Raw genomic sequence first — 24632 nt, forward strand, 5'->3', positions numbered from 1 at the left:
AATCTCTTGCCTCCGCAGGCCGCCGGTCTGCGGGGGCGCTTCTGTCAAGGAGTAACAGATGCGACTGGGTATTCTCGATTGTGACCGGCTGGACCCCGATTTGGTGGGGGATTTTGGTCCCGTTTACTCCGAGATGTTTATCAAGGGTTTCCGGGCGTTGGCCCCCGAGCTGGAATTTCGGGTCTGGTCCGCCCTCGACGGCGATCTGCCCCCGGATCTGACCGAATGCGATGCCTGGCTCATCACCGGCTCGCGCCACGATGCCTACAGCGACATCCCCTGGATCCTGGCGCTGCGCGACTGGATCCGCCGGGCCCACGATGCCAACGTCAAGCTGGCCGGGGTCTGCTTCGGCCATCAGGTGATCGCCCAGGCGCTGGGAGGGGAGGTAATGAAGTCCACCAAGGGGTGGGGGCTGGGGGTGTCTGTCCATGCCATGCAGATGACAAAACCCTGGATGGCGCCGGGGCTGGACACCATCCGCATCCTGGCAAGCCACCAGGATCAGGTGGAGCAGCTTCCGCCGGGGGCGACCCTGCTCGCGGGCAACGACTTCTGCCCCAACTTCATGTTCCTGCAGGGGGATCACATCGTCGCCATCCAGGGGCACCCGGAATTCTCGGTGGCGTACAACCGGGCCCTGATCGAGCGGCGACGGGACAGGCTGCCCGATGCACATTACCAGAGCAGTCTCTCTTCCCTGGAAGGGGAGGTGGATTCCGCCACCATGATGCAGTGGCTGCTGCAGTTCCTCGGCATCCTGCCGATCGGGGCCGACGTGCGCTGAACCCCGTTTGTCATATCCACCGCGCTGATGCTAGATTTTGTAGCAAAATGAAGGATCAAGCGGCGATATGCCCAGTCCGGATGATACACTGGCCGCCATTTTTGGCGGCCTAGTCCATCGACGAGCGCCGCGTCAGTCTGTGAGGGGGCAACCTTGAAACTACAGCAGTTGAAGTATCTGATCGCGGTGCGGGACCACAATCTCAACGTCTCCGTTGCCTCCGATGCGCTCTATACCAGCCAGCCTGGGGTGAGCAAGCAGATCGGCTTGCTGGAGAGCGAGCTGGGGGTGCGCATCTTCGAGCGCCGCGGCAAGCACCTGCACCGGATCACCCCGGTGGGGGAGGAGATCATCAAGTGTGCCGAGGCCATGCTCAATATCGAGAGCAAGATCAAGGCCATCTCCCGGGAATACCTGGATCCGACCGTGGGCACCCTCAACATCCACACCACCCACACCATCGCCCGCTACCTGCTGCCGAAAAGCGTCACCTACTTCACCAAAAAGTACCCCAAGATCTCGTTCCACCTGCATCCTGTGATGTCCGCCACCAAGGAGCAGATCAGCAAGGGATACTCGGATTTTTCCATCGTGGCCCACGAGATAGGCTTCGACAAGGAGCTGATCGCGCTGCCCGCCTACCTCTGGACCCTCTCCCTGGTGGTGCCCCAGGAGCACCCCCTGGCCAAGGTGAAGAAGCCGACCCTGGAGCAGCTCTGCCAGTATCCCATCCTGAGCTACGAGAGCGGCGCCACCGGGCGTCAGGTGCAGGACAAGGTGTTCCAGGCGGCCGGCCTCACCCCCAACTACTACATGACGGTGATGGATGCCGGCGTCATCAAGCGCTACGTGGAGCTAGGCTTTGGCATCGGCATCATCTCCTCCCTGGTTGCCAACGATAGCGATGCCCCCAGCCTCGTGGCCATCAATCTGGAGCACCTGTTCGAGCCCTGCCCAGCCCAGATCTGCTTCAGCAAGAGCATCCTCTTGCAGAACTACATGTATGACTTCATCAGCTCCTTCTCCCCCCATCTCACCAAGGAGATGATCCAAAACGTGATGCAGCAGCCGACCCAGGCGCGCATCGACGAGCTGCTGTCAGGGGTGGAGCTGCCCGTCTACTGATCCCGCTTCCGTTTCTGTGCCGGCACCCCGGGGTGCCGGCCTCCTCCCGCCGAGGTTTCCATGTCCCGCATCCTGCTGCTCGCCAATCTCAACTGTGATCATGTGCTCTCCCTGGCCGAACCCCTGGTGGCGGGGGCGCGGCTGCAATACGTGGATCAGGGGCGCAGACTCGGCGGCGGCGCCGCCAATACCGGCATCGGACTGGTGTGGGCGGGGCACGAGGTGATCATCGCCTCCCGGGTCGGGCTGGACGACACCGGTGACTGGCTGCTGGAGCAGGCGGCCTCATACGGCCTGGATTGCAGCCATGTGGAACGCTTTGGCGGCGAGACCGGCGAGCTGCTGGTGCTGGTGGACGCCACCGGTGAGCGCACCATCCTCAGGCGCCCACGTCGTCCGGATCTGCCGGGGGATCTGCCGACCGAAGGGGTGGACTGCCTCTATGTGAACTATCCGGGTACCGCCATCGTGGGCTACATGCGCCAGATGCTCGCCAAGAGTTTCGTGGTGGCCCAATATCCCAAGGGGGGGCAGGCCCGCCGCCCTTGCCACGTGCTGGTGGCCTCCCGCACCGATCTCGGCGAGGTGAGCGACCCCTGGCAGCATGCCCGCCAGCTCGCGGGGGATCAGCTCGAATGGCTGGTGCTGACCGAGGGCAAGGCGGGCGCCGTGGCCATTCACGGGGAGGAGCAGGTCAGGGTGGCGGCGCGACCGGTCTCCGTGGTGGATACCACGGGGGCGGGGGATGCCTTCGCGGGCGGCCTCATCCACGGTCTTGCGCGGGGCATGGCCATGGCCGATGCGTTGCAGTGCGCCGTGGACTGGGGCGCCTTCGCGGTGGCCTCCGAGAGCTCCATCCCCTCCCAGGCGCTGCGCAACTGGCTGAAACAGCCCCACTGAACTCGCCGGACAACGGCTCCGGCGATGGCAGAGGAGGTGGGGGTTTGTCGACGGAAACCGCCAAAACCCCTCGCTGAGGCGGCAAGTTTGCGATCAATCAAAGAAAGTGTCGATTTATGTACATCTTCGTCGACACCCGCCCGGGCTGCTCTTACCCTTGTGACTTCACGACTCGGTCGAAGAAGCCCATCCCGTGCGCACGCATGTGCAGACCCCCTCTTTGGCCACCGGCTGTCGTCCTGATTTCTGGCTTGTAGTAAGAGGCAAGTGCGACCATGCAACTGACACGATTTACCGACTACGCCCTGCGTACCCTGACCTTCCTGGCCATCCAGCCCGGTGATCGCCTGTCGACCATCACGGAAGTGGCCGACACCTTCGCCATCTCCCGCAATCACGTGGTCAAGATAGTGCATCAGCTCGGCATCAAAGGTTACATCGAGACGGTGCGTGGCAAGCATGGGGGCATCCGCCTCGGCCGTGCCGCCGTCTCCATCAACCTGCGCGATGTGGTGATGGACATGGAGCACGTGCTCTGCCCGGTGGACTGCAAGCGCGAAAACTGCCGTCTCTCCGGGGGCTGCCGCATCCAGGGCATTCTGCGCCGCGCCATGCACGCCTTCCTCGAGGTACTGGGGGAGTACACTTTAGCGGATGCGGTGCGGGATCCCACTCGTCTGTGCCACCTTCTCGGCATAGAGCAGGATAATATTCTGACCATGGCATGATGCCACGGTGAATGACAGAGGGGCCTGCGGGCCCCTCTGTCATTGCCAGCGGTCAGAGTTGGGGCACAAGGGTGATGGCTCCGTGCAGACAGGCGAGGCCACAGGCGCCGCAGCCATCGCAGGCGGCCATGTTGACGGTCACTCCCTCGCTGCCGACCTTGATCGCCTGCTGGGGGCAGGCATCTTCGCACAGCAGGCAGTAGTAGCCCTGACGGGCCTGGCAGCTCGCCTCTATCCTGACCCGGGTCTGCACCTGGCGGCCGAGGCAGAGATCCAGTGCGCCCGTGGGGCAGGCTCTGGCGCAGCTGCCGCAATAGCTGCACTGGCCACAGGCGAGATCCAGCACTGGGGTACCGGCGATGGGGCTGCCGTCATATTCGGGGCGATCGGCGGGCTTGATGAGGCCGTTGGGACACGCCTTGAAGCAGTCGCCACAACGGGTGCAGAGGGTGAGGAACTGGGACTCGTCGATGGCCCAGGGCGGGCGTGCCTCATGGCAGACCACCTCGGGTCTGCGGGGGCTCCCCCATGCGTGTGCCAGCCAGCGACAGAAAAAATGCGTCATGCCCACCTCTATACCTATTAGGGGTTAATTTTATCCAGTTTTGGGCCGGCAAGCCAGAGAATAGCGGCGGGCAGGATCGCAAGCCGGGTTGCCCTTGTGTAAGCTAGGCGGGTCTTTTTGCGGGATTGAATGAACTCATGTGGCTATTTCTGTGGCGTGCTTCTCTGCTCTATGTCTTCCCCCTGCTGATGTGGGCCTACTGCCATCTCAAGGGTATCGAGTTCAGTGAACTGGATACCGGGGTCAACAGCCACAAGTGGGTGGTGCTGGCGGCCTATCTGCTCTATGTGCTGATCTGGTTGCTGCTCAACCGCTATCTCGAACTCTTCTTGCGCCAGCGGGGGCGCCGATGACCCCGCTGCTGACCTGGTGGCCTGCCATGCTGGCTGGCGGGCTGGCGCTGCTGTTCGGCTGGTGGTGGGGGCGGCGCAGCGGCCGTGAAGAGGCGCTGCTGCTGGAGGAGCGTTATCAGGGGTTGCAGGATCGCTGGGACGCGCTGCAGGACGAGAAGATGCTGGCTCAGCAGAAGCTGGATCAGCAGCAGACCCTGCTGCTCAAGCTCACCGCCCGCCTCAAGGAGGCCGAGGCGACTCTGCGCAGCGAACGCATCGCCAGCGCCGAGAAGCTGCAGTTGCAGCAAGAGGCTGAGCAGCGCCTCGGCCAACAGTTCGAGAACCTCGCCAATCGTATCTTTGAACAAAATGCTGGAAACTTCCGCGAACTGAATCAGAACAGCATGGATCTCCTGCTGACTCCACTCAAAGAGCAGTTGGAGGGCTTTCGCCGCCAGGTGGGAGAGACCCACGCCCAGGAGACGGCCCAGCGCCACAACCTCAAGTTCGAGCTGGAGCGCCTTGCCGAGCTCAACGCCCGCATGACCGAAGAGGCGGCGGCGCTGACCCGGGCCCTCAAGGGCGACAGCAAGCAGCAGGGCAACTGGGGGGAGGTGGTGCTGGCGCGGATCCTCTCCGAGTGCGGCCTGCGCGAGGGGCATGAGTACCACACCCAGGTCAACATCGAGGTGGACAAGGGCAAGCGCTACCAGCCCGACGTCATCGTCCACCTGCCCCAGGAGAAGGACATCATCATCGACGCCAAGGTGTCGCTGACCGCCTATGAGCGCTGGTACAACGCCGCTGACGATCTGGAGAAGGCGGTGGCGCTCAAGGAGCACGTCGCCTCGGTGCGCAACCATATCCGCGAGCTGGGCCGCAAGGATTACCAGCAGTTGCCCGGGGTGCGCACCCTGGACTATGTGCTGATGTTCGTGGCGGTGGAGCCTGCCTTCCTCGCTGCCCTGGAAGCGGACCCTTCCCTGGTGCGCTACGGGCTGGAACACAACATCCTGCTGGTGAGCCCCACCAACCTGATGGTGGCGCTGCGCACCATAGAGAACCTGTGGCGCTACGAGCGGCAGAACCAGAACTCGCGCCAGATAGCGGAGCGGGCCGGCCGCCTCTACGAGAAGCTGCGGCTGTTCGTGGAGGAGATGCAGCAGATGGGGGGCAGCCTGCACAAGGCGCAGGAGAGCTACGACAAGGCGATGGGCCGGCTGGTCAACGGTCGTGGCAACCTGATCGCCCAGGCCGAGCGCTTTCGCGAGCTGGGGGTCGAGGTGACCAAGCCCTTGCCGGACGCGCTGGTGGACAGGGCGCTGGAGCGGGAGGAGTCGGCGGACTGAGGGGAGTCGTCATTCGCCGGGACAACGAAAAGGGCAGCCATTGGCTGCCCTTTTCGTTTCATGCAACAGCCTGGACGGCTGCTTATTGCTTCCAGAAGGAGGGGAAGAAGAGCACCGCCACCGTCAGGATCTCGAGGCGTCCCAGCAGCATGCCGAACGACAGTATCCACTTGGCCGCATCCGGCAGGCTGGCGAAGTTGGTGCTGGGACCGATGACAGGCCCCATGCCCGGGCCCACGTTGGCCACGGCGGTGATGGAGCCCGAGATGGCGGTCAGGGGGTCCAGCCCGATGGCGGCGAGCAGGGCGGCGATGAGCAGGATGATGGCGAAGTAGACCAGCACGAAGGAGATCAGGGAGCGGATGATGGCGTCGTTGACCGGACGGCCGTTGTACTTCTGGGGAAACACGGCGGAGGGGTGCATCAGCTGGCGCATCTGTTTCTTGAACAGGGCGAAGGCCACCTGGACCCGGAAGATCTTGAGCCCGCCCGAGGTGGAGCCGGAGCAGGCGCCGAGTGCCAGCAGGATGATGAAGATAATGGTGGTGAGCGGGCCCCAGGTGCCGAAGTCGCCGAGTCCGAAACCCGTGGTGGTGAGCACGGAGACGATATTGAAGCTGCTGATGCGCAAGGCATCCATGAAGCCGTAGATGTCTCTCACCCAGAGATAGAAGGTGACGACCAGGGTCACCCAGACGATCAGCCAGAAGAAGCCCTGCACCTGGGCATCCTTGAACAGGCTGTTGTCACGGCGGGAGAGAGCCTGCACATAGAGCAGGAAGGGCAGGCCACCGAGGAACATGAAGAGGGTGCCTATCCAGTGCGCCGCGTGGGAGAAGTGGGACATGGATTGATCGGAGGTGGAGTAGCCGCCGGTGCTGAGGGTCGTCATGGCGTGGTTGACCGCTTCGAACAGGTTCATGCCACTCACCCAGTAGGCGAGGAAGCAGAGCATGGAGAGCACCAGATAGACCAGCACTATGTTGTTGGCCACCGTTTTGGCGCGGGGGGCGCTCTTGTCGGACCAATCGGAGCTCTCGGTCTGGAACAGCTTCATGCCACCGACGTTGAGGTAGGGCAGCACCGCCACCGCCATCACGATGAAGCCGACCCCGCCCAGCCACTGCAGGATGGATCGCCACAGCAGGATGCTGTGGGCCATGCCGTCCAGCCCCGACAGCACGGTGGATCCCGTGGTGGTGACCCCCGACATGGTCTCGAAGTAGGCGTCGGCAAAGTCGATATGGGTGATGAAGACGAAGGGCAGGGCCCCGAAGACGCAGGCGACCACCCAGACCGAGGTGGTGAGCAGGAACATCTCCCGCACGCCGAGGTGAAACTCTGCCTTGCGACCGTAATGGAGGCAGAGCAGAGCGGCACCATGGGTGATCAAGACCGACTTGAGAAATTCGACGAAACCTTCCGAACCGGTCAGCAGGGCCAGCAGGGTGGGCAGCCACATGAAGAGCGCCAGCTTGGAGAGCACCAGCCCGAGCGTGAAGACGATGGGATGCAGCTTGATCATGCAAGAAAACCTGGTCGTTGATTGAAAAAAGACCCGGACCTTTCCTGAGAAAAGGGGCCGGGTCCGGATACCGTTGCCAGAGACATGGCCGGCTTACAGGAAGAAGGGACTGGGCTGGAACAGACGCTCCACTTCCGGGATGTACTTTTTGTCCACCAGGAACATCACCACGTGGTCATCCTGCTGTATCTGGGTACGATCGTGGGCGATCAGCACCTCATCACCGCGCACCACTGCGCCTATGGTGGTGCCCGGGGGCAGCTTGAGCTCGCCCACCGTCTTGCCCACCACCTTGGAGGTGTTCTCGTCCCCGTGGGCGATCGCCTCGATGGCTTCGGCCGCCCCGCGGCGCAGGCTGTAGACGTTGGCGATGTCGGCACGGCGCACATGGGTCAGCAGGGCCGAGATGGTGGCCTGCTGGGGGGAGATGGCGATGTCGATGGAGCCACCCTGTACCAGGTCCACGTAGGCGCCGCGCTGGATCAGCACCATGGTCTTCTTGGCCCCCATCTTCTTGGCGAGCAGGGCCGACATGATGTTGGCCTCATCCTCGTTGGTCACCGCGATGAAGACGTCGATCTGGTCGATGTGCTCCTCCGCCAGCAGCTCCTGATCCGCCGCATCGCCGCAGAAGACGATGGTGTGTTCCAGATGCTCGGAGAGCTGCTCCGCCCGCTTCTGGTTGCGCTCGATGAGCTTGACGCTGTAGCGCTTCTCTAGCTGGCGGGCGAGGCCGGCGCCGATATTGCCGCCGCCGACGATCATGATGCGCCGGTAGGGGCTCTCGAGGCGTTGCAGCTCCGACATCACGGCGCGGATATGGCCCGCCGCGGCCACGAAGAACACCTCGTCATCGGCTTCGATGATGGTGGTGCCCTGGGGGCGGATGGAGCGCCCCTGGCGGAAGATGGCGGCGACCCGGGTTTCGATGTTGGGCATGTGTTCTCGCAGAGTGGAGAGCGCATTGCCCACCAGGGGGCCGCCGTAATAGGCCTTGACCGCCACCAGGCCCACCTTGCCGTCGGCAAAATCCACCACCTGCAACGCCCCCGGATACTCGATCAGGCGACGCACGTAGTCAGTCACCAACTGCTCGGGGGCGATCAGGTGATCCACGGGGACGGATTCGGGCAGGAACAGGCGATCCCGCTCCACCAGATAGGCGGGAGACCGAATGCGCGCCACCTTGTTCGGGGTGTTGAACAGGGAGTAGGCGACCTGGCAGGCGACCATGTTGGTCTCGTCACTGTTGGTGACGGCGACCAGCATGTCGGCATCCTGGGCGCCGGCTTCGCGCAGCACCCTGGGATGGGCGCCGTGGCCGTTCACCACCCGCAGGTCGAATTTGTCCTGCAGTTCGCGCAGGCGCTCGCTATCGGTGTCGACGATGGTGATGTCGTTGTTCTCGCCGGCGAGATTCTCGGCCAGGGTGCCACCCACCTGACCTGCGCCCAGAATGATGATTTTCATAAGGCCATCTTACTCAAGGTTGTTGCTTCGTAATGAGGCGGCCCGTCACCGGGCCTGCCATCCGCCGGTTTGGCCTACAGCTTGATGAGCTTGGCATAGTAGAAGCCGTCCATCTCCGCCTCGCCGGGCAGGAACTGGAGACCCGGACAGGCCGGGGTGTCTTCTGCATGCAACGGCACCAGGCGGGCATCCGGGGTATCGGCCAGGAAGGCGCGGATCTGCTCTCGGTTCTCTTCCGGCAACACGGAGCAGGTGGCGTAGAGCAGGGTGCCGTCCTGCTTCAGCTTGCCCCAGAGGGCATCGAGAATGCGGCGTTGCAGCTCGGCCAGCTCGCGGATGTCCTGATCCCGGCGCAACCACTTGATGTCGGGGTGACGACGGATAACGCCGGTGGCGGAGCAGGGGGCATCCAGCAGGATGCGGTCGAACTGCCCCTGTGGCCACCACAGCTCCGGCGTGCTGGCATCACCGTGGATCACTTGGGCCTGAAGGCCGATGCGATCCAGGTTCTCCTGCACCCGCTTGAGGCGGTTGTCATCGGCGTCGACGGCAACCACGCCGGCAAGGGCCGGCTGGCGTTCCAGCAGGTGGGCGGTTTTGCCGCCGGGGGCGGCGCAGGCGTCCAGCACCCACTCGCCCGGCTGGGGATCGAGCAGGGCGGCGGCCTGCTGGGCGGCACCGTCCTGCACCGAGCAGTCACCCTGCTCGAAGCCGGGCAGCTTGGTCACGTCGCAGGGGTGCTCCAGCAGGATGCAATCTTCCCCTTCCACACCGGCCATGGCCGGGATGCCCGCCTCGCTCATGCGGGCCAGCATGGCCTCGCGGCTCTGGCGCTGGCTGTTGTTGCGGATCCACATGGGCGGGCGCTGGTTGTTGGCCTCCATGATGAACTCCCAGTCATCGGGATAGGCCTGACGCAGGCGCTTGGTGAGCCATTCGGGGTGGCCGAGGCGGACGCTGGGGACGCGGTCGATGCGCAGCAGGATCACTTCGGCGCTGCGCTGGAAGTTGCGCAGTACGCCGTTGATGAGGCCGCGCAGGGAAGAACCCTTGAGCAGCTTGACGGCGTTGACGGTCTCGGCCACGGCGGCGTGAGCCGGAATGCGGGTATAGATGAGCTGGTAGAGGCCGACCAGGATGAGGTAGTGGAAGATGCGGCTCTTGTTCTTGAGCGGCTTGTCCATCATCTCGCTGACCGCCGCATCGAGGCGGGGCAGCCAGCGCAGGGTGCCGTAGCAGAGTTCTTGCAGGAGGGCGCGATCGCGAGGGGCGACCTTCTCCTGGGCAGCAGGCAGAACGGCGGAGAGAGATTGACCCTGATCCAGCACCTGTTGAATGACGAGAGCAGCCTGTGCGCGTGTTTTCATAGCGTTACCTTAGATGCACAAGTCGGGGCCAGGGCCCCGCTTGTGTCAATTCAATCCAGATCAAATCAGTTGCGTGCCAGGTTCAAACCAGTCGCGGCGAGAGTTGAGCAGATCCGAAACGGACATGGCCTTCTTGCCGGGAGGTTGGAGGGTCAGCAGGCGCAGCACGCCCTGACCGGTGGCAACCTCGATCCCCTGTTTGTCGGCCTTGAGCAGGGTGCCGGCTGCCTGGCCGTGATCCTGTGCGACGACCTCGGCCTGCCACACCTTGACGGTCTGTCCGGCGACGTCGAACCAGCTGATGGGCCAGGGGTTGAAGGCACGGATGCAGCGCTCGATGGCAACGGCGTCCATCGACCAGTCGATGCGGGCCTCTTCCTTGGAGAGCTTCTCGGCGTAGTTGGCCAGCGCATCGTCCTGGGGCTCGGCGGCGGTGTCGCCGGCAGCCATGGCGTCCAGGGTATCGACCAGTGCCTGCGGGCCCAGACCGGCCAGCTTGTCATAGAGGCTGGCAGAGGTCTCATCACTGGCAATGGGGCAGGTTACCTTGCGGATCATGGCGCCGGTGTCCAGCCCCACGTCCATCTGCATGATGGTGACGCCGGTTTCGGCATCCCCCGCCCAGATGGAGCGTTGAATCGGGGCGGCACCGCGCCAGCGCGGCAGCAGGGATCCGTGCACGTTGATGCAACCCAGACGCGGCGTATCGAGCACCGCCTTGGGGAGGATGAGGCCATAAGCCACGACGACCATCAGATCGGCACCCAGAGCAGCAAGTTCGGCCTGCGCCGCTTCATTGCGCAGGGAGGCAGGTTGATAGACCGGCAGATCGTGGGCCAGCGCCAGCTCCTTGACCGGGCTGGCGGTGAGCTTCTGGCCGCGACCGGCGGGCTTGTCCGGCTGGGTATAAACGGCGACGACCTCGTGGCCGGAAGACAACAACGCCGCCAGATGACGGGCGGCGAAGTCGGGGGTACCGGCAAAAATCAGTTTCAGCTTGTTCAATGGAGCGGATCCTCAGAGGACTTTGCGATCTTCACGGGCCATCTTTTCCAGCTTCTGACGAATGCGCTGGCGCTTGAGCGGGGACAAGTAATCCACAAACAGCTTGCCGACCAGATGATCCATCTCATGTTGTATGCAGATGGCGAGCAGATCGTCCGCTTCCAGCTCGAAGGTGTTGCCGTGACGATCTTGCGCCCTGACCTTGACCCACTCGGCGCGCGGAACCAGAGCACGGTTGCCGGGCACGGAGAGGCAGCCCTCTTCGATGCCGGTGCTGCCGGACTGCTCCAGGATCTCTGGGTTGATCAACACCAGCTGTTCTTCGCGGTTCTCGGAGACATCGATGACGATGATGCGCTGATGAATGTCGACCTGGGTCGCGGCCAGGCCGATGCCTTCCTCCGCGTACATGGTTTCGAACATATCATCTACAATGTGTTGTAACTCGGGTGTAAAGGCTTCGACAGGGGCCGCGACTGTGCGCAGACGCTCATCGGGGAAACGCAATACATCTAGAATGGCCATAATTTTTTCTTTAGTTTCATATAAACGCAGTCAATATTGACGTAATTCTAGTCATTTACGCCGACAAAAAACAGCAACACTTTGCGTGCAGAAGTAACAGGGAGTGTTATGTATCTGAAGCAAATCGTCGTCGCCTGCCTGGCGACAGCCCTGGCCGGTGGCGCCATGGCACAGCAGTTGACGCTCAAATCCGGTTACCCCGAGACTTATGTGGTGCAAAAAGGGGACACCCTCTGGGATATCTCGGGCCAGTATCTGGCCGAACCCTGGCTCTGGCCACGCCTCTGGAACATCAATCCGCAGATCGCCAATCCCCACTGGATCTATCCCGGTGACGTGCTGCACCTGAGCTGGGTCAATGGTGAGCCTCGGCTCGGCAAAGCCAATCAGGGGGGCAAGCAGGTCATCCGTCTCTCACCCAAGAACCGCTATGAAAACAAGGCCAATCCCATACCGACCCTGCCTCTGAGCGAGATAGCGCCCTTCCTGCAGACCGACCACATTCTGGCCAACAGCCAGCAGAGCAAGGACCTGCCCTATGTGCTCGGCAACAATGACAAGCATGTCGGGATGCTGGAGGGCGACATTCTCTATGTGAAAGGAGCCCTGAACCCGGGCCAGAGTTATGGCCTCTATCGCCCGGGGGTGGCATACAAGGACAAGCATACCGGCGAGTCGCTCGGTCAGGAGGCAATTTTTGTCGGCACGGTGCGGGCAGAGGAGTACCTTGCCCACGACACCACCAAAGTGACGCTGACCCATAACCGGCGTGAGGTGTATCAGGGCGACAAGGTGATGCCGCTGCCGTCGCAGGAGAGCATCTCTGCCGTGTTCATGCCAAAGGCGGCACCTTCCATTTCCCCCGGCTATGTGATCGAGCTGCCGAGCAAGGTACATGGTGGGGGCAAGTTTGATGTGGTACTCATCAACAAGGGGGAGCGTGATCAGGTGGCCCCGGGCGATGTGCTCGAGATCCTGCGCCCGGGAGCCGAGATGGTGGACAAGAATGGCAAGGTGTCATACCGGGAATATTCATCCGTCTATGACAAGGCGTTCTATTCTGCCGGCAAGTCATCGCTGCCTGCCGAGGCTGTTGCCAGAGTCATGCTGTTCAAGGTCTACGACAAATTGAGTTACGGTCTTATCCTGCAGAGCCAGGATCTGGTCGGATCTGGTTATCAGGTCAGTAATTTCTGACGTGTCCTTGCCACTGGAGCGGTTGTCGCTATGGCTGACGCTGGATGCCGTTACAGGCATAGGCCCGGTCACCGCCGCTCGCCTGTTGGCTCATGTGGGTGGTGACATCACAACTCTGTTTGACTCAGACGATGGCGCCCTGCGAGCTCTTGGTCTGCAGAGTGTCCAGATTCAGCAGATGAGATGGCCTCTTCCTGTCGTGGAGCAGGGATTGAGCTGGGCCGCCGAGCCCGGCAATCACCTCCTCTGTCCCGATGACCCCGCATATCCTGCCCTGCTCAAAGAGATCCCCGGCGCCCCGCTCTTGCTTTACTGCCGCGGGAACGTCTCATCCCTCTCCCTGCCACAGTTGGCGATGGTGGGTACCCGCCACCCCACCTATGCCGGCAAAGACAATGCGACACGCTTGTGTGCCGAGTTGGTGGGCTGTGGTCTGGCGATCACCTCCGGCCTCGCGTTGGGCATCGATGGCGTCTGCCATCAGCAGGCGCTGGCATCGGGCGGAATCACCCTGGCGGTGCTGGGATCCGGTCTGGATTGTCTCTACCCCAAGCGTCATCAGGGGTTGGCGATGCAGATCCTCGAGCAGGAAGGTCTGCTTGTTTCCGAGTTGGCGCCCCAGCAAGGCCCCCTGGCTGAACACTTCCCTCGCCGCAACCGTATCATCAGTGGTCTGTCGCTGGGGACACTGGTGGTGGAAGCGGCAGAACAGAGTGGTTCGCTCATCACGGCCCGTTATGCGCTGGAGCAGGGCCGCGAGGTCTTTGCCGTTCCCGGCGCCCCGCAAAATGCACAGGCAGCAGGGTGCAACCGTCTGCTTCAACAGGGTGCCAAGCTGGTCTTGAATGCCGCCGATATCCTGGAAGAGTTTCCAAGGCTGGTCTTGCCCCCCGGACCCGCCAACGGTTCTTCCGAGGCGCAGCATAATAGCGAATTGCCTTATGCCGATTTGTTGGATAACGTAGATTATGAGACCACGAGCGTGGATACCGTTGCCGAACGGGCCCGGCTTCCTGTCGATGTCGTACTGGGCAGGTTGGTAGAGCTGGAGCTGGTTGGTGCAGTGATGGCGGTAGCCGGTGGATACGTCAGAGCGAGGAGGGCGAATCATGTTTGATGTATTGATGTACCTTTTCGAGACCTACATCCACAGCGATGCAGATGTGATGGTCGAGCAGGATGAACTCACCGACGAACTGAGCCGGGCCGGTTTCGACAAGGACGAGATCGAGAAAGCGCTCAACTGGCTGGAGCGACTGGCCAACCTGCACGACAGCGAGCGGGAAGTCTATGTCACCGCAAGCCAGCAGGGCTCTATGCGGATCTATGCGCCGCAGGAGCTGGTTCGCCTCAGTACTGAATGTCGCGGTTTTCTGCTGTTCCTGGAGCAGGCGCAAGTGCTGAATGCCGAAACCCGTGAAATCTGCATCGAACGGTTGCTCGAGCTGGACAAGCCGGACATCGAGCTGGACGATCTGAAGTGGGTCGTCATGATGGTGCTGTTCAATGTGCCAGGCAGTGAAAACGCCTACCAGCAGATGGAAGAGCTGGTGTTTGACGAGTCGGACGGCGTCATCCACTGACAGCCCGGTGCCGCGCTGGTAGAATTCAGGCCATCTGGATTTCAAGGCGCGGCCCATGTCAAAGATCGATCACCACCTCTTCTCTGCCCACGAACATGCCTTCGAGCGCGAGCCGTGTCCGCAGTGTGGTGCTGAACTGGTGATCCGCCAGGGCAAGCACGGTCCCTTCCTTGGTTGTTCAGCCTATCCCGCTTGCGATTACATTCGCTCCCTCACCCCCTCTGGCCGCGATATAGAGAAAGTGCTCGAGGGGTCGTCCTGTCCGGATTGTGGCCATCCACTTGCCATCAAGAAGGGTCGTTACGGTCTGTTTGTGGGATGTACCCAGTACCCGGCCTGTCAGCATATCGAGTCCCTTCAGGAGAGTGACGATACCCAAATCCTCTGCCCGGAGTGTGGCAAAGGTCATCTGGTGAGCCGCACGTCCCGTTATGGCAAACAGTTCTACTCGTGTGACGCCTATCCTCACTGCAAGTATGTGGTGAATGACAAGCCGGTTCCCATGCCCTGTCCCGAGTGTGGCTGGGGCATCATGATCGAAAAGAAGGTGCGGGGAAACCTGCGCTGGGTCTGCCCGCAAAAGAAATGCTCCCACCAGATTGAGCGGGTATAATCTCGCCGCCCATGATCAGGCAGGCGGATTGCTGGTCAGCGTGAGGTTGTGAGCCGATGCGCATCGCCCAAGTCGCCCTGATCATGATCGCCATCTCCAGCTCCCTGCGGTTGCTCGGTTCACTGATGCACGCAAGCGTCTGAGCCGAAATGCATGACTGAAGAGGAGCAGGGATATAGCCCATATCGCAGCAGTGATGGCCCCGATGCCGTCATGTCGGTTCAACATACAATCCAGTGATGAGAGGCGGCAGCGTGGCTGTCGCATGTGCTTATGCCAAATGAATTTGAACAAGCGGTTGCCGCCCTTCAAGGAGAAGGGGTTATCGCCTATGCCACCGAAGCCGTGTTTGGTCTGGGGTGTGATCCTGATTCCGAAGCCGCCGTGCAGCGGCTGCTGGCCATCAAGCAGCGGCCGGTGGAGAAGGGATTGATCCTGATCGCGGCAGATCTGGCGCAATTGCAGGACTACATCGACCTGAGCCAGCTCAGCGATGAGCAGCTTGCTCGCGTGCAGGCGAGCTGGCCTGGTCCCTTCACCTGGATCATGCCCGCTCGCGCGACGACGCCGTCCTGGTTGACCGGTCAGTTCGAGACCCTGGCGGTGCGGGTCACAGGCCACCCCCAGGTGCAAGGGCTTTGCCGGGCATTTGGCAAACCGCTGGTGTCCACCAGTGCCAATCTCACCGGTGAGGAACCCGCTCGCCGGGTGGCTGATATTGGCGATCTGCTGGCAAGCCAGCTGGCTTACATTCTGCCCGGCGAAGTCGGGGGGCAAGCCAACCCGTCCGAAATCAAGGACGCCCGCACCGGGGCCATCATTCGCCCATCCTGAGTTGGGCACGGCCCTGTTTCATGCAGGTTGTGTGATGAGGTCATGACAATACGAGAAGTGCAGGCAGTGCATGCATGATACCTGTCTGACAGGAGATAAAATGAGCAAACCGGATGTGGCCCAGGTAAAAGCCTTCCTGCTGCAATTGCAGGATGATATCTGCCGTGGCCTGGAGCAGGCCGATGGATGCGGGCGCTTTGTGGAAGATGCCTGGAGTCGCGAAGGTGGTGGTGGCGGTAGAACACGGGTGCTGCGTCAGGGGGCGGTGATCGAGCAAGGTGGGGTCAACTTCTCCCATGTCTATGGCGATGCCATGCCGGCATCCGCGACCGCACATCGTCCTGAACTGGCTGGCCGCAGGTTTGAGGCCATGGGGGTATCGCTGGTGATCCACCCGCATAATCCCTATGTACCGACCAGCCATGCGAATGTGCGGTTCTTCATCGCCGAGAAAGAGGGGGAGGAGCCGATCTGGTGGTTTGGTGGCGGCTTCGACCTGACGCCCTTCTATCCGTTCGAAGAGGACGTGAGGCATTGGCACCAGGTCTCCCATGAGCTCTGTCAGCCGTTCGGCACCGACATTTATCCCGAGTTCAAATCCTGGTGCGATCGTTACTTCTTCCTCAAGCATCGGGGCGAGACGCGCGGGGTGGGCGGTCTTTTCTTCGATGACCTGAACCGCTGGCCCTTTGCCGACTGCTTTGCCTTCATGCGTGCAGTGGGTGAGGGTTACCTGGCGGCCTACTTGCCGATTGTCGAGCGACGTAAGGAGCTTGCTTATGGGGAGCGGGAACGGGCATTCCAGCTTTATCGCCGTGGCCGCTACGTGGAGTTCAATCTGGTCTACGACCGCGGGACCCTGTTCGGACTGCAGACGGGGGGGCGCACCGAATCCATCCTGATGTCGATGCCGCCGCTGGCGCGCTGGGAGTACGACTGGCAGCCGGAGGCTGGCAGCCCGGAGGCATTGCTCTACAGCGACTACCTCAAACCGCGCGAGTGGTTGTGACCAGAGGGGCCATGATGGCCTCTTCTTATTGGCCGATATTCGGCTTGTTCCTTCATGAGAAAACCCGTTAAATCGGGATATTGCCCTCAAAAGGAACGCCTTGATGGATCGTTATCTGGTTTTTGGCCACCCCGTGCGCCACAGCAAATCTCCCTTCATTCATACCCTGTTTGCCAGGCAGACCCAGCAAGAGCTGGAGTATGGTCTGGCAGAACCGGCCGTCGATGAGTTTGCCAGCGCTCTGAACCACTTCTTCGCCGAAGGAGGGAAGGGGTGCAACGTGACCGTACCTTTCAAGGAGCAAGCCTTCGGGCTGGTGGAGCGGCTGAGCCCCAGGGCCAAGCGGGCGGGAGCGGTCAACACCATCAAACTGACTGATGATGGTGTGCTGCTGGGTGACAATACCGACGGCGCCGGGCTGGTCGCCGATCTCAAGGCTCACGGAGTGAACCTTGCCGGTAGCAGGATCCTGCTTCTGGGGGCCGGTGGCGCAGCTCGTGGCGCCCTGGCCCCTCTGCTGGCGGAAGCGCCGGGCGAGATCGTCGTGGTCAACCGTACCCATGCCAAGGCGGAACAGCTGGCTGTGGAGTTCAGGGATCTGGGCAGCATCACTGCTCAATCCTATGAACCGCTGGTGGGGCCGTTCGATCTCATCATCAATTCCACCTCAGCCAGTCTGCAAGGTGAGTTGCCACCTTTGGCTCCAACCCTCATCCACCCGGACATCGCGATCTACGACATGATGTATGGCGCAACGGATACAGCCTTCATCGGCTGGGCCAAGCAACATGGCGCGCGCCATACCATGGATGGATTGGGCATGTTGGTCGAACAGGCTGCGGAGGCTTTTACCGTATGGCGAGGGATCCGGCCCGGTACCAAGCAGGTATTGAGAGAGTTGCAGCGCAATCTGGGCGTCGTGTGAACCAGCTAGTGCGCTCTATTGGGCGGTCGGCAGATCTGATGTAGAGATTTTGCATCGCTGGATAAGGGCTCCCTCGTGATGCGGCACGGCACGTGTGATGTGAAACGGTCGTTCTGCGGTGGGTGTGTGGCAGAACAGGTGCCATTTTTATAAAACCATTGCGTAACAATAAGTTACTTTTACTTTGCCATCACTCGCAGAATTTTTTTGAGTTTTTTCTCAAAGCAGCGGAACTTCTGTAACGGACTGCTGACTAACTCGATAGTTGAGGAAGTGCTAGCTAGTCACCTTTATAACTCCCCGGTATTCGTACTGGGGATTTTTTTATCTGCATGAAAATTATGAATATTTTTTCTTTTTCCTACCCTTGAAACTAAATTACATAAATTACTTTCACTTTCTGCTGCTTTGCTGTACAGTTGTCGGCGTAGGGTACAGAGGTAAGATGTTCTATCTTTCAGACCTTTTATTTCACGTAATTGAATGTGGCTGAATAGCAGCCCCGATGAGTCATCGTCGGGGCGTTTTTTTATGAGTAACGTTTAGAGTAAATGCTTTAATTGTTGCCGTTCCTTGTTAGAATGAAGGCGTTTCTTGAGGAAAACCAATCGTCTTTGTTCTCGAGAACTCGCTTTTTCCCAAATTTTTGAACTCATTTCTTCAGGCCGGTTTGCAATGGCAAGACCGGCCTCATTTTTATCCCTATATTGCCTCACCGTGTAATTAAATTTCAGTTTCGTTTGTTACAGCCTTCAATTCTGATTTTTTACTCGATATCCATGAAAACGGTATCAGGCTGATGATTAGTTAATTCTTTTCGCGTCTAAACATGCTATCAGTATGATTTAAATATATTTTTTGAGGTTTTTCTTCAGAGGTGGCGAAGGCGGGGAGGGAGGGCTCGGAGATGGGGGGATCATGAAAGCCTTTCAATCAGCGGAGGTCCAACTCCGCCAATTGCAGCCAGGGAGAGGAGTCGTTTACTCCTCGTTCTGATTATCTTCGTCGTCTACCTGGGCGTTGTCTGCTTCGGACAGGTACCAGCCGCTCAGGGTCTGGGCCAGCTTCTCGACGCCGATATTGGTCAGAGAAGAGAATGCTTCAACCTGGATCTGCGGGCCCAGTTCTGCCACCGCCTGACGAACCTTGATCACCTGGTTGTTGCGGGGCCCCGGGCTTAACTTGTCCGCCTTGGTCAGCAACAGCATCACCGGCAGTTCACGGTGTGAACTCCATTCCAGCATGTTCATGTCGGTTTCCTTGAGCGGATGGCGGATGTCCATCAGGATCACCAGCCCTTTCAGGGACTCCCGTCGTTGCAGGTATTCAGCCAGTGACTTTTGCCACTTGAGCTTCATTTCCAGCGGAACCTGGGCATATCCATAGCCGGGCAAGTCGACCAGGCGTTTGCCCGGTTCCAGCTCAAATAGGTTGATCAGCTGAGTACGGCCAGGGGTCTTACTGGTACGTGCCAGGTTCTTGTGCTTGGTCAAGGTATTCAATGCAGACGATTTGCCAGCGTTGGAACGACCGGCAAACGCAATCTCGACACCCCCATCATTTGGCAGGTGGCGGATGTCGGGTGCGCTGGTCACAAAATGCACCTTATTGAAATTCAGAGTTTGTGTATCCAACGTAAATTCCCCATAGAGATAGAGGGTTATAGAGTTACTTTTTTGTGAAATAGTGTAAAATGGCGTCGCTTGAACGCGTTTATTTTAACATGCCTTCAGCGGCATGGGATCTGGAAGCCTAATAACGAGAAAGTTGGAACGCCATGAAGAACCTAGTCATTACACTTGCTCTGATGGTTGGCGTAACTGGGATGGCACAAGCCAAGGGCGATGCCGCTGCGGGACAAACCAAGGCTGCCGTCTGTGCGGCCTGTCATGGACCGGACGGCAACAGCCCAGTCGACATGTATCCCAAGATTGCTGGTCAGCACGCATCATATATCAAAAAACAATTAGTTGAACTGAAGGCTGCAGCTTCTGGCCAAACTGGTCGGATTGCGCCCGTCATGGGACCCATGGCGTTGCCGTTGTCCGAGCAGGATATGGACGATCTTGCCGCCTATTTCTCCAGCCAGAAGGTGACGCCGGTTGCCGTGCCCGATGATGTGGTTGCCGCAGGCAAGGCGCTTTATATGGGGGGAGACATGGAGCGAGGCCTGGCCGCCTGTACCGCCTGTCATGGCCCACGGGGTTCCGGCGTCGAGCAAGCGAAGTATCCCAGCCTGTCAGGGCAGCATCCCGCCTATATCAAGGCCCAGCTCACCGCTTTTCGTTCGGCGACCCGCGACAACGATCCCAATGGCATGATGCGGGATGTGGCCAAGAAGCTGACGGATCAGGACATCGAAGCGCTCTCCAAGTATGTGGCGGGGCTTCACTGATATAGCCTGTTAGTTATCTTGTTGAAAAGAAAAGGGAACCATTGTGTTCCCTGTTCTTTTTTGAGGTTGTAGCGATCGCCCGTAAACAGCCTGCTTTGCTGTAAGAGATCTTCTATATACGGGGCTGGTCGTGTCTGAAAGATTGCTCACGTATATTTTTTTATGTTTTATTTTTCAATGAATTAAGAAATAGAGCATCACTTTGTACCAGTTCGAAATGTGCTTTGGTTGATTGAGTCATCCGGCGAAGAAGTTACAGTAGGCAATCAGGATTGGCCGGAGAGAGGGTGCAAGACCCGTCTTCGGTTTGACAGGATGTCGGCTCGGAGCATGCGATGAGCAATAGATGCAAAAAGCCAGGATGGTGACCGCCAGGGATGAGCGGGGCTGCGGGAGGCAACCACCCCGATGGGAGGCAGGATGTCGCCGGTTTGGGTTAGACAAACAAACACACGCACACTCAGGACTGGTCAATAAGGATCAGGATGATCCAACGAAATGATGCGCCGTGGTTCGCCCAGGGATAAGACGATTGGCTACCAGGGAATGGAACTCGCATGATGGAAAAAGGCAGCTTCGGCTGCCTTTTTTCTATTGGGTCATTAACCCGCCAAGACATTCTGTGTCAAAATACTAGCAACATGCCCAGAGGATGCCGATCCTGCGGTGTTCAGCGACCCAACGTGGTCGAATTGGTGCGGGATCCCACTCTTGTTCCATATTTACTGTTCCCCGCTTCAGCATCCTCCCCGGACGACACGCTCCGGGGGTTTCCATTCAGTTATTTGTCGGAGTCATTCATGTCGGCCAAACAACCCAACCGCAAGCCTACCGGCAAGCGCAAAGAATCAGATGCCAGTGCTCAGGAAGGTCGTGAGCGCAAGCGCGCCGCCAAGCGCAAGGGCCTGAAGGCGGGCTCCCGCCAACAGGTCGAGCAGGCGGGCAAAAAGAGCGGCTCCAAGCAGGCCAAGGATCCACGCATCGGCTCTCGCAAGCCCATCGCGCTGATTGCCGACGAGAAGGGTAGCAAGCCGGTGGCGACCAAGCCTGCGAAAGAGAAGCGGGTGGTGATGACCCCCGAGCAGGAGCTGGCGTCCATCGAGAATGATGATCGCCTCAATGCCTTGCTGGATCGTCTGGATGCCGGTGAAACCCTGGAGGCCGCAGAGCAGGCATGGGTCGATCAGCGGGTTGACCGTTATCAGGAGCTGATGGACGAGCTCGGCATCATCGACAACGACGATGACGAAGATGGCGACATGGATTTTGATGATGCCGATTTTGATGAGCCGAGTCAGCCTGCCTCCGAAGAGGAGTTGTGGGAGCGTTTCTCTCAGGCGGACTACCAGCCTGAAGCCAAACCCGAGCCGAAGAAAAAGTGATGAGTGGATGGATGCTGGCCGCCCTGTTGGGTGGCCTGATTTTGCTGGGGCTGGCCGTCTATGCCGGCACCCTGATGGCGCGTCTCAAACGCCAGCAAGAGATGCAGCAGCACGCCATTACGGCCCGCAACGAGCGGATCCTGGAGAGTGTCAGGGTGATCGCCCACGCGGTACGAGACGGTCAGTGCGACTACTCAGAAGGCGCCATTCGGCTGACCAATCTGCTTGATGCCTTGCAAATAAAGGGGGGCCGCGCCTTTGCCACCGAGTTCCCGGGGCTCTACGGCCTCTATGAGAAGGTGAAGGAGATGCCGACCCATGAGGCGAGGCGGGCACTCAAGCGCAATGAAGTGATGAAGATGGATCTCGAACGCAGCGGCTACGAGGCCGAGCTGGAGGCGCAGATCCTTGAGGATGTCGCCAGACTGAAGGATTTTCAGTTAAGCCGGTGAGCCCATGACAAAGACAGAGGAAGCAAGCGTGCAAGCAGAACAGATTGTGTGGGATCAGGCCCTGATCGAAAAATACAACTACAGTGGTCCGCGTTATACCTCCTATCCCACTGCGCTGGAGTTCAACGAGGGGTTCGGCTATCCGGACTTTGTCCAGGCAGCGGGCCAGTATCCTGCGCGCAATCTGTCGCTCTACGTGCACATCCCCTTCTGTCACAAGCTCTGCTACTACTGCGGCTGCAACAAGGTCATTACCCGGCACCAGCACAAGGCAGATCAATACCTCGACTACCTCGAACAGGAGATCAAGGCCCAGGCCCCCCTGTTCAAGGAGAGACTGGTCACCCAGCTGCACTGGGGTGGCGGCACACCCACCTATCTGAGCGAACCCCAGACTCGTCGCCTGATGGCCATGTTGCGGGAGCACTTCCATTTCGCCGAGGAGGGGGAGATCAGCATCGAGGTGGATCCCCGCGAGATCGAATTGTCCATGCTGGATGTGCTGCGGGAGCTCGGTTTCAACCGCATCAGCCTTGGCGTTCAGGACTTCAACAAGGCGGTCCAGGTCGCGGTCAATCGGGAGCAGGACAACGACTTCATCCGCGCCATGCTGGTCCGTGCCCGCCAGCTGGGGTTCCGCTCCACCAATCTGGATCTCATCTACGGTCTGCCGCACCAGAACCGGGAGAGCTTCCATCACACCCTGGAAGAGGTGCTCAAGACCGACCCGGCCCGCCTCTCCATCTTCAACTATGCCCACTTGCCGAGCCGTTTTGCCGCCCAGCACAAGCTGAAAGAAGCGGACATGCCGGCGCCGCAGGAGAAGCTGGCCATGCTGCAGGACACCATTGCCTTCCTGACCGGCCAGGGTTATCAGTTCATCGGCATGGACCACTTTGCCAAGCCCGATGACGAGCTGGCCGTCGCCCAGCGCGAGGGCAAGCTGCATCGCAACTTCCAGGGCTATACCACCCAGGGGGATTGCGATCTGCTGGGGCTGGGGGTCTCTTCCATCAGCATGATGGGGGATGCCTATTCCCAGAACCAGAAGGATCTCAAAACCTACTATGCCCAGGTCGAGTCACTGGGCCATGCCCAGTGGAAGGGGTGCTCCCTCAATCGGGACGATCTGATCCGTCGTGAGGTGATCAAGCGCCTCATCTGCGATTTTTCCCTGAACTTCGCCGCTGTGGAGCAGGCCCACGGCCTGGTGTTCAAGGAGTATTTTGCCGAGGATCTCAAGCTGTTGGAGACCTTCATCGATGACGGCCTGGTGCGCATGACCGAAGAGGGGCTGGAGGTGGTCTCCACCGGTCAGCTGCTGATCCGCAACATCTGCATGTGCTTCGATGTCTACCTGCGCAACAAGGCGCGCCAGCAACAGTTCTCCCGGGTGATCTAGGCCGGGCAATGTCGTTGGACAATAAAAAAACCGCCTTTCGGCGGTTTTTTTATTGGGTTTTACCCCTGCTCAGCGTTGAGCCGCACGGGCACTCAGCTCGGCCTTCTCGGCTTCGCTCAGGAAGGCCAGGGTCAGGCCGTTCTGCTGGGCGGTGCGGATCTCGCTCACCGTCATGCCGGCAGCCGGGGCCGCCACCTCGTATTCGTGAGGCAGGTCGATCCCCTCCACCGCCGGATCGTCGGTATTGAGGCAGGCCAGCACGCCGGCTGCCAAGAACTGGCGGATCGGGTGATCGGCCAGACTCGCCACCGTGGTGGTCTGGAGGTTGGAGGTGAGGCAGGACTCGATGCCGATGCGGTGTTCGGCCAGATAGGCCATCAGGGCCGGATCCTGGATGGCCTTGACCCCGTGGCCGATGCGCTCGGCTCCCAGCTCGCGAATGGCCTGCCACATGCTCTCGGGGCCGGCGGCTTCACCGGCGTGCACGGTGACCCGCATGCCTGCATCCCGCACCCGGCGGAAGTGGTCGGTGAAGAGATCGCCCGGGAAGCCCAGTTCGTCGCCGGCCAGATCGATGGCGACCAGGCGATCGCGATGAGCCAGACAGGCATCCAGCTCCTGCTTGCACTGCTCGGTGCCGAAGGTACGGCTCATGATGCCGATGAGATTGGTCTTGATGCCAAAGTCACGGCTGCCTGCGGCCACGCCGTCGATGATGGCTTCGACCACGCCCTGCGGGTGCAGTTTGTGGGTCATCGCCATGTAGGCCGGGCTGAAGCGCAGTTCGGCATAGTCGATCCCGGCACGCAGCAGATCTTCCACGTTTTCGTAGGCGACCCGGCGGCAGGCATCGTAGTCGGCCAGCACGGCCACGCCCCAGTCCAGTTTCTTCAGGAAGGCCACCAGACTCGGCTCGTTCTCGACGATCTGCACGTGCGGGCGCAGGGCTTCCAGCTCATCGGCCGGCAGTCGGATGTTGTGCTGACGTCCCAGCTCGAGAATGGTCTGCGGGCGGATGTTGCCATCCAGATGGCGATGCAGGTCGGTCAGGGGGAGGGATCTGTCAATCATGGGGCACCTTCTGCGAGTCGGGTTGGAAAGCCTGCCATTCTAGGCGGGACGCCTGAAAAAGATACCCCGTTTGCAAGCAAACGGGGTGTGA

The 24632-nt window shown here is 60.2% G+C and carries 25 protein-coding genes; 17 read left to right on the plus strand and 8 right to left on the minus strand.

From position 1 onward, the window contains the following. The first annotated feature begins 58 nt into the window (after positions 1 to 58). From J9893_RS09035 to J9893_RS09050, 4 genes are all read left to right on the plus strand, one after another. Complete coding sequence (locus tag J9893_RS09035; protein ID WP_201891023.1) at positions 59 to 787, plus strand: glutamine amidotransferase; 729 nt, start codon at positions 59 to 61, stop codon at positions 785 to 787. Between the two features lie 153 nt (positions 788 to 940). Next, positions 941 to 1912 (plus strand): LysR substrate-binding domain-containing protein, encoded by a 972-nt coding sequence (locus J9893_RS09040; RefSeq protein WP_210538367.1) that lies wholly within the window; start codon positions 941 to 943, stop codon positions 1910 to 1912. A 60-nt stretch (positions 1913 to 1972) separates the two neighbouring features. Further along, a complete protein-coding gene (locus J9893_RS09045) occupies positions 1973 to 2812 on the plus strand; it encodes a PfkB family carbohydrate kinase (RefSeq protein ID WP_104452044.1) in 840 nt (279 codons plus the stop codon). 275 nt (positions 2813 to 3087) lie between these two features. Further along, positions 3088 to 3540 carry an Rrf2 family transcriptional regulator gene (locus tag J9893_RS09050; protein ID WP_010672499.1) on the plus strand — a complete coding sequence of 151 codons (453 nt, stop codon included), beginning with the start codon at positions 3088 to 3090 and terminating at the stop codon, positions 3538 to 3540. A 52-nt stretch (positions 3541 to 3592) separates the two neighbouring features. Here J9893_RS09050 and J9893_RS09055 read toward each other — a convergent pair whose 3' ends face one another. Further along, on the minus strand, positions 3593 to 4105 hold the full coding sequence (locus tag J9893_RS09055; protein ID WP_010672500.1) for a ferredoxin-type protein NapF: 513 nt from the start codon (positions 4103 to 4105) through the stop codon (positions 3593 to 3595). Between the two features lie 137 nt (positions 4106 to 4242). Between J9893_RS09055 and J9893_RS09060 the strand changes: the two genes are divergently transcribed. Further along, entirely contained in the window at positions 4243 to 4458 is a 216-nt protein-coding gene (locus tag J9893_RS09060) for a hypothetical protein (RefSeq protein ID WP_010672501.1), read from the plus strand. Then, positions 4455 to 5786, plus strand: coding sequence for a DNA recombination protein RmuC (rmuC, locus tag J9893_RS09065; RefSeq protein ID WP_045522434.1), 1332 nt, complete (start codon positions 4455 to 4457; stop codon positions 5784 to 5786). The genes J9893_RS09060 and rmuC overlap by 4 nt, the downstream gene beginning before the upstream one ends. Before the next feature lie 82 nt (positions 5787 to 5868). Here the strand turns inward: rmuC and J9893_RS09070 are convergent, their stop codons facing one another. The 5 genes from J9893_RS09070 to def all read right to left on the minus strand — a co-directional run bounded on the left by J9893_RS09070 (position 5869) and on the right by def (position 11678). After that, positions 5869 to 7311 carry a TrkH family potassium uptake protein gene (locus J9893_RS09070; RefSeq protein WP_010672503.1) on the minus strand — a complete coding sequence of 481 codons (1443 nt, stop codon included), beginning with the start codon at positions 7309 to 7311 and terminating at the stop codon, positions 5869 to 5871. A gap of 93 nt (positions 7312 to 7404) precedes the next feature. Then, entirely contained in the window at positions 7405 to 8781 is a 1377-nt protein-coding gene (trkA, locus tag J9893_RS09075; protein ID WP_010672504.1) for a Trk system potassium transporter TrkA, read from the minus strand. A 74-nt stretch (positions 8782 to 8855) separates the two neighbouring features. Continuing rightward, positions 8856 to 10148 carry a 16S rRNA (cytosine(967)-C(5))-methyltransferase RsmB gene (gene rsmB, locus J9893_RS09080; RefSeq protein ID WP_210600038.1) on the minus strand — a complete coding sequence of 431 codons (1293 nt, stop codon included), beginning with the start codon at positions 10146 to 10148 and terminating at the stop codon, positions 8856 to 8858. Between the two features lie 60 nt (positions 10149 to 10208). Continuing rightward, a complete protein-coding gene (gene fmt, locus J9893_RS09085) occupies positions 10209 to 11153 on the minus strand; it encodes a methionyl-tRNA formyltransferase (protein ID WP_042015233.1) in 945 nt (314 codons plus the stop codon). Between the two features lie 12 nt (positions 11154 to 11165). Continuing rightward, the gene (gene def / locus J9893_RS09090) at positions 11166 to 11678 is read right to left on the minus strand and encodes a peptide deformylase (RefSeq protein ID WP_010672507.1); all 513 of its coding nucleotides are present in this window, start codon (positions 11676 to 11678) and stop codon (positions 11166 to 11168) included. A 108-nt stretch (positions 11679 to 11786) separates the two neighbouring features. On the opposite strand from def, the gene J9893_RS09095 reads away from it, so the two are divergent. The 7 genes from J9893_RS09095 to aroE all read left to right on the plus strand — a co-directional run bounded on the left by J9893_RS09095 (position 11787) and on the right by aroE (position 17839). After that, complete coding sequence (locus J9893_RS09095; protein WP_039039523.1) at positions 11787 to 12875, plus strand: LysM peptidoglycan-binding domain-containing protein; 1089 nt, start codon at positions 11787 to 11789, stop codon at positions 12873 to 12875. A 1-nt stretch (position 12876) separates the two neighbouring features. Next, a complete protein-coding gene (gene dprA, locus J9893_RS09100; protein WP_069784173.1) occupies positions 12877 to 13992 on the plus strand; it encodes a DNA-processing protein DprA in 1116 nt (371 codons plus the stop codon). Beyond that, positions 13985 to 14458, plus strand: coding sequence for a DUF494 family protein (locus tag J9893_RS09105; protein ID WP_010672510.1), 474 nt, complete (start codon positions 13985 to 13987; stop codon positions 14456 to 14458). Before dprA ends, J9893_RS09105 begins: the two co-directional genes overlap by 8 nt. Positions 14459 to 14513: 55 nt before the next feature. After that, the gene (locus tag J9893_RS09110) at positions 14514 to 15071 is read left to right on the plus strand and encodes a topoisomerase DNA-binding C4 zinc finger domain-containing protein (RefSeq protein ID WP_042015238.1); all 558 of its coding nucleotides are present in this window, start codon (positions 14514 to 14516) and stop codon (positions 15069 to 15071) included. 273 nt (positions 15072 to 15344) lie between these two features. Beyond that, the gene (locus tag J9893_RS09115) at positions 15345 to 15905 is read left to right on the plus strand and encodes a Sua5/YciO/YrdC/YwlC family protein (protein ID WP_039039520.1); all 561 of its coding nucleotides are present in this window, start codon (positions 15345 to 15347) and stop codon (positions 15903 to 15905) included. Positions 15906 to 16005: 100 nt separating this feature from the next. After that, positions 16006 to 16914 (plus strand): oxygen-dependent coproporphyrinogen oxidase, encoded by a 909-nt coding sequence (gene hemF / locus J9893_RS09120; protein WP_103244068.1) that lies wholly within the window; start codon positions 16006 to 16008, stop codon positions 16912 to 16914. A gap of 103 nt (positions 16915 to 17017) precedes the next feature. After that, positions 17018 to 17839, plus strand: a complete 822-nt coding sequence (gene aroE, locus J9893_RS09125) for a shikimate dehydrogenase (protein WP_143238200.1) — start codon at positions 17018 to 17020, stop codon at positions 17837 to 17839. Positions 17840 to 18819: 980 nt separating this feature from the next. Here the strand turns inward: aroE and yihA are convergent. Next, a complete protein-coding gene (yihA, locus tag J9893_RS09130; RefSeq protein ID WP_042015244.1) occupies positions 18820 to 19473 on the minus strand; it encodes a ribosome biogenesis GTP-binding protein YihA/YsxC in 654 nt (217 codons plus the stop codon). Positions 19474 to 19616: 143 nt separating this feature from the next. Here yihA and J9893_RS09135 point away from each other — a divergent pair, with 143 nt between their 5' ends. The 4 genes from J9893_RS09135 to hemN all read left to right on the plus strand — a co-directional run bounded on the left by J9893_RS09135 (position 19617) and on the right by hemN (position 23470). Next, a complete protein-coding gene (locus J9893_RS09135; RefSeq protein ID WP_053288830.1) occupies positions 19617 to 20234 on the plus strand; it encodes a c-type cytochrome in 618 nt (205 codons plus the stop codon). An 800-nt stretch (positions 20235 to 21034) separates the two neighbouring features. Beyond that, positions 21035 to 21616 carry a Der GTPase-activating protein YihI gene (gene yihI, locus J9893_RS09140; protein ID WP_039039515.1) on the plus strand — a complete coding sequence of 194 codons (582 nt, stop codon included), beginning with the start codon at positions 21035 to 21037 and terminating at the stop codon, positions 21614 to 21616. Positions 21617 to 21627: 11 nt separating this feature from the next. After that, positions 21628 to 22068, plus strand: coding sequence for a DUF2489 domain-containing protein (locus J9893_RS09145; RefSeq protein ID WP_043153541.1), 441 nt, complete (start codon positions 21628 to 21630; stop codon positions 22066 to 22068). A gap of 28 nt (positions 22069 to 22096) precedes the next feature. Next, positions 22097 to 23470 (plus strand): oxygen-independent coproporphyrinogen III oxidase, encoded by a 1374-nt coding sequence (gene hemN, locus J9893_RS09150; RefSeq protein ID WP_143238422.1) that lies wholly within the window; start codon positions 22097 to 22099, stop codon positions 23468 to 23470. Between the two features lie 69 nt (positions 23471 to 23539). Here the strand turns inward: hemN and add are convergent, their stop codons facing one another. After that, on the minus strand, positions 23540 to 24541 hold the full coding sequence (gene add / locus J9893_RS09155; RefSeq protein ID WP_041212164.1) for an adenosine deaminase: 1002 nt from the start codon (positions 24539 to 24541) through the stop codon (positions 23540 to 23542). Positions 24542 to 24632 lie beyond the last annotated feature (91 nt).

The sequence above is a fragment of the Aeromonas sp. MaB10011B genome (assembly GCF_017939325.1).
Taxonomy (GTDB): domain Bacteria; phylum Pseudomonadota; class Gammaproteobacteria; order Enterobacterales; family Aeromonadaceae; genus Aeromonas; species Aeromonas caviae.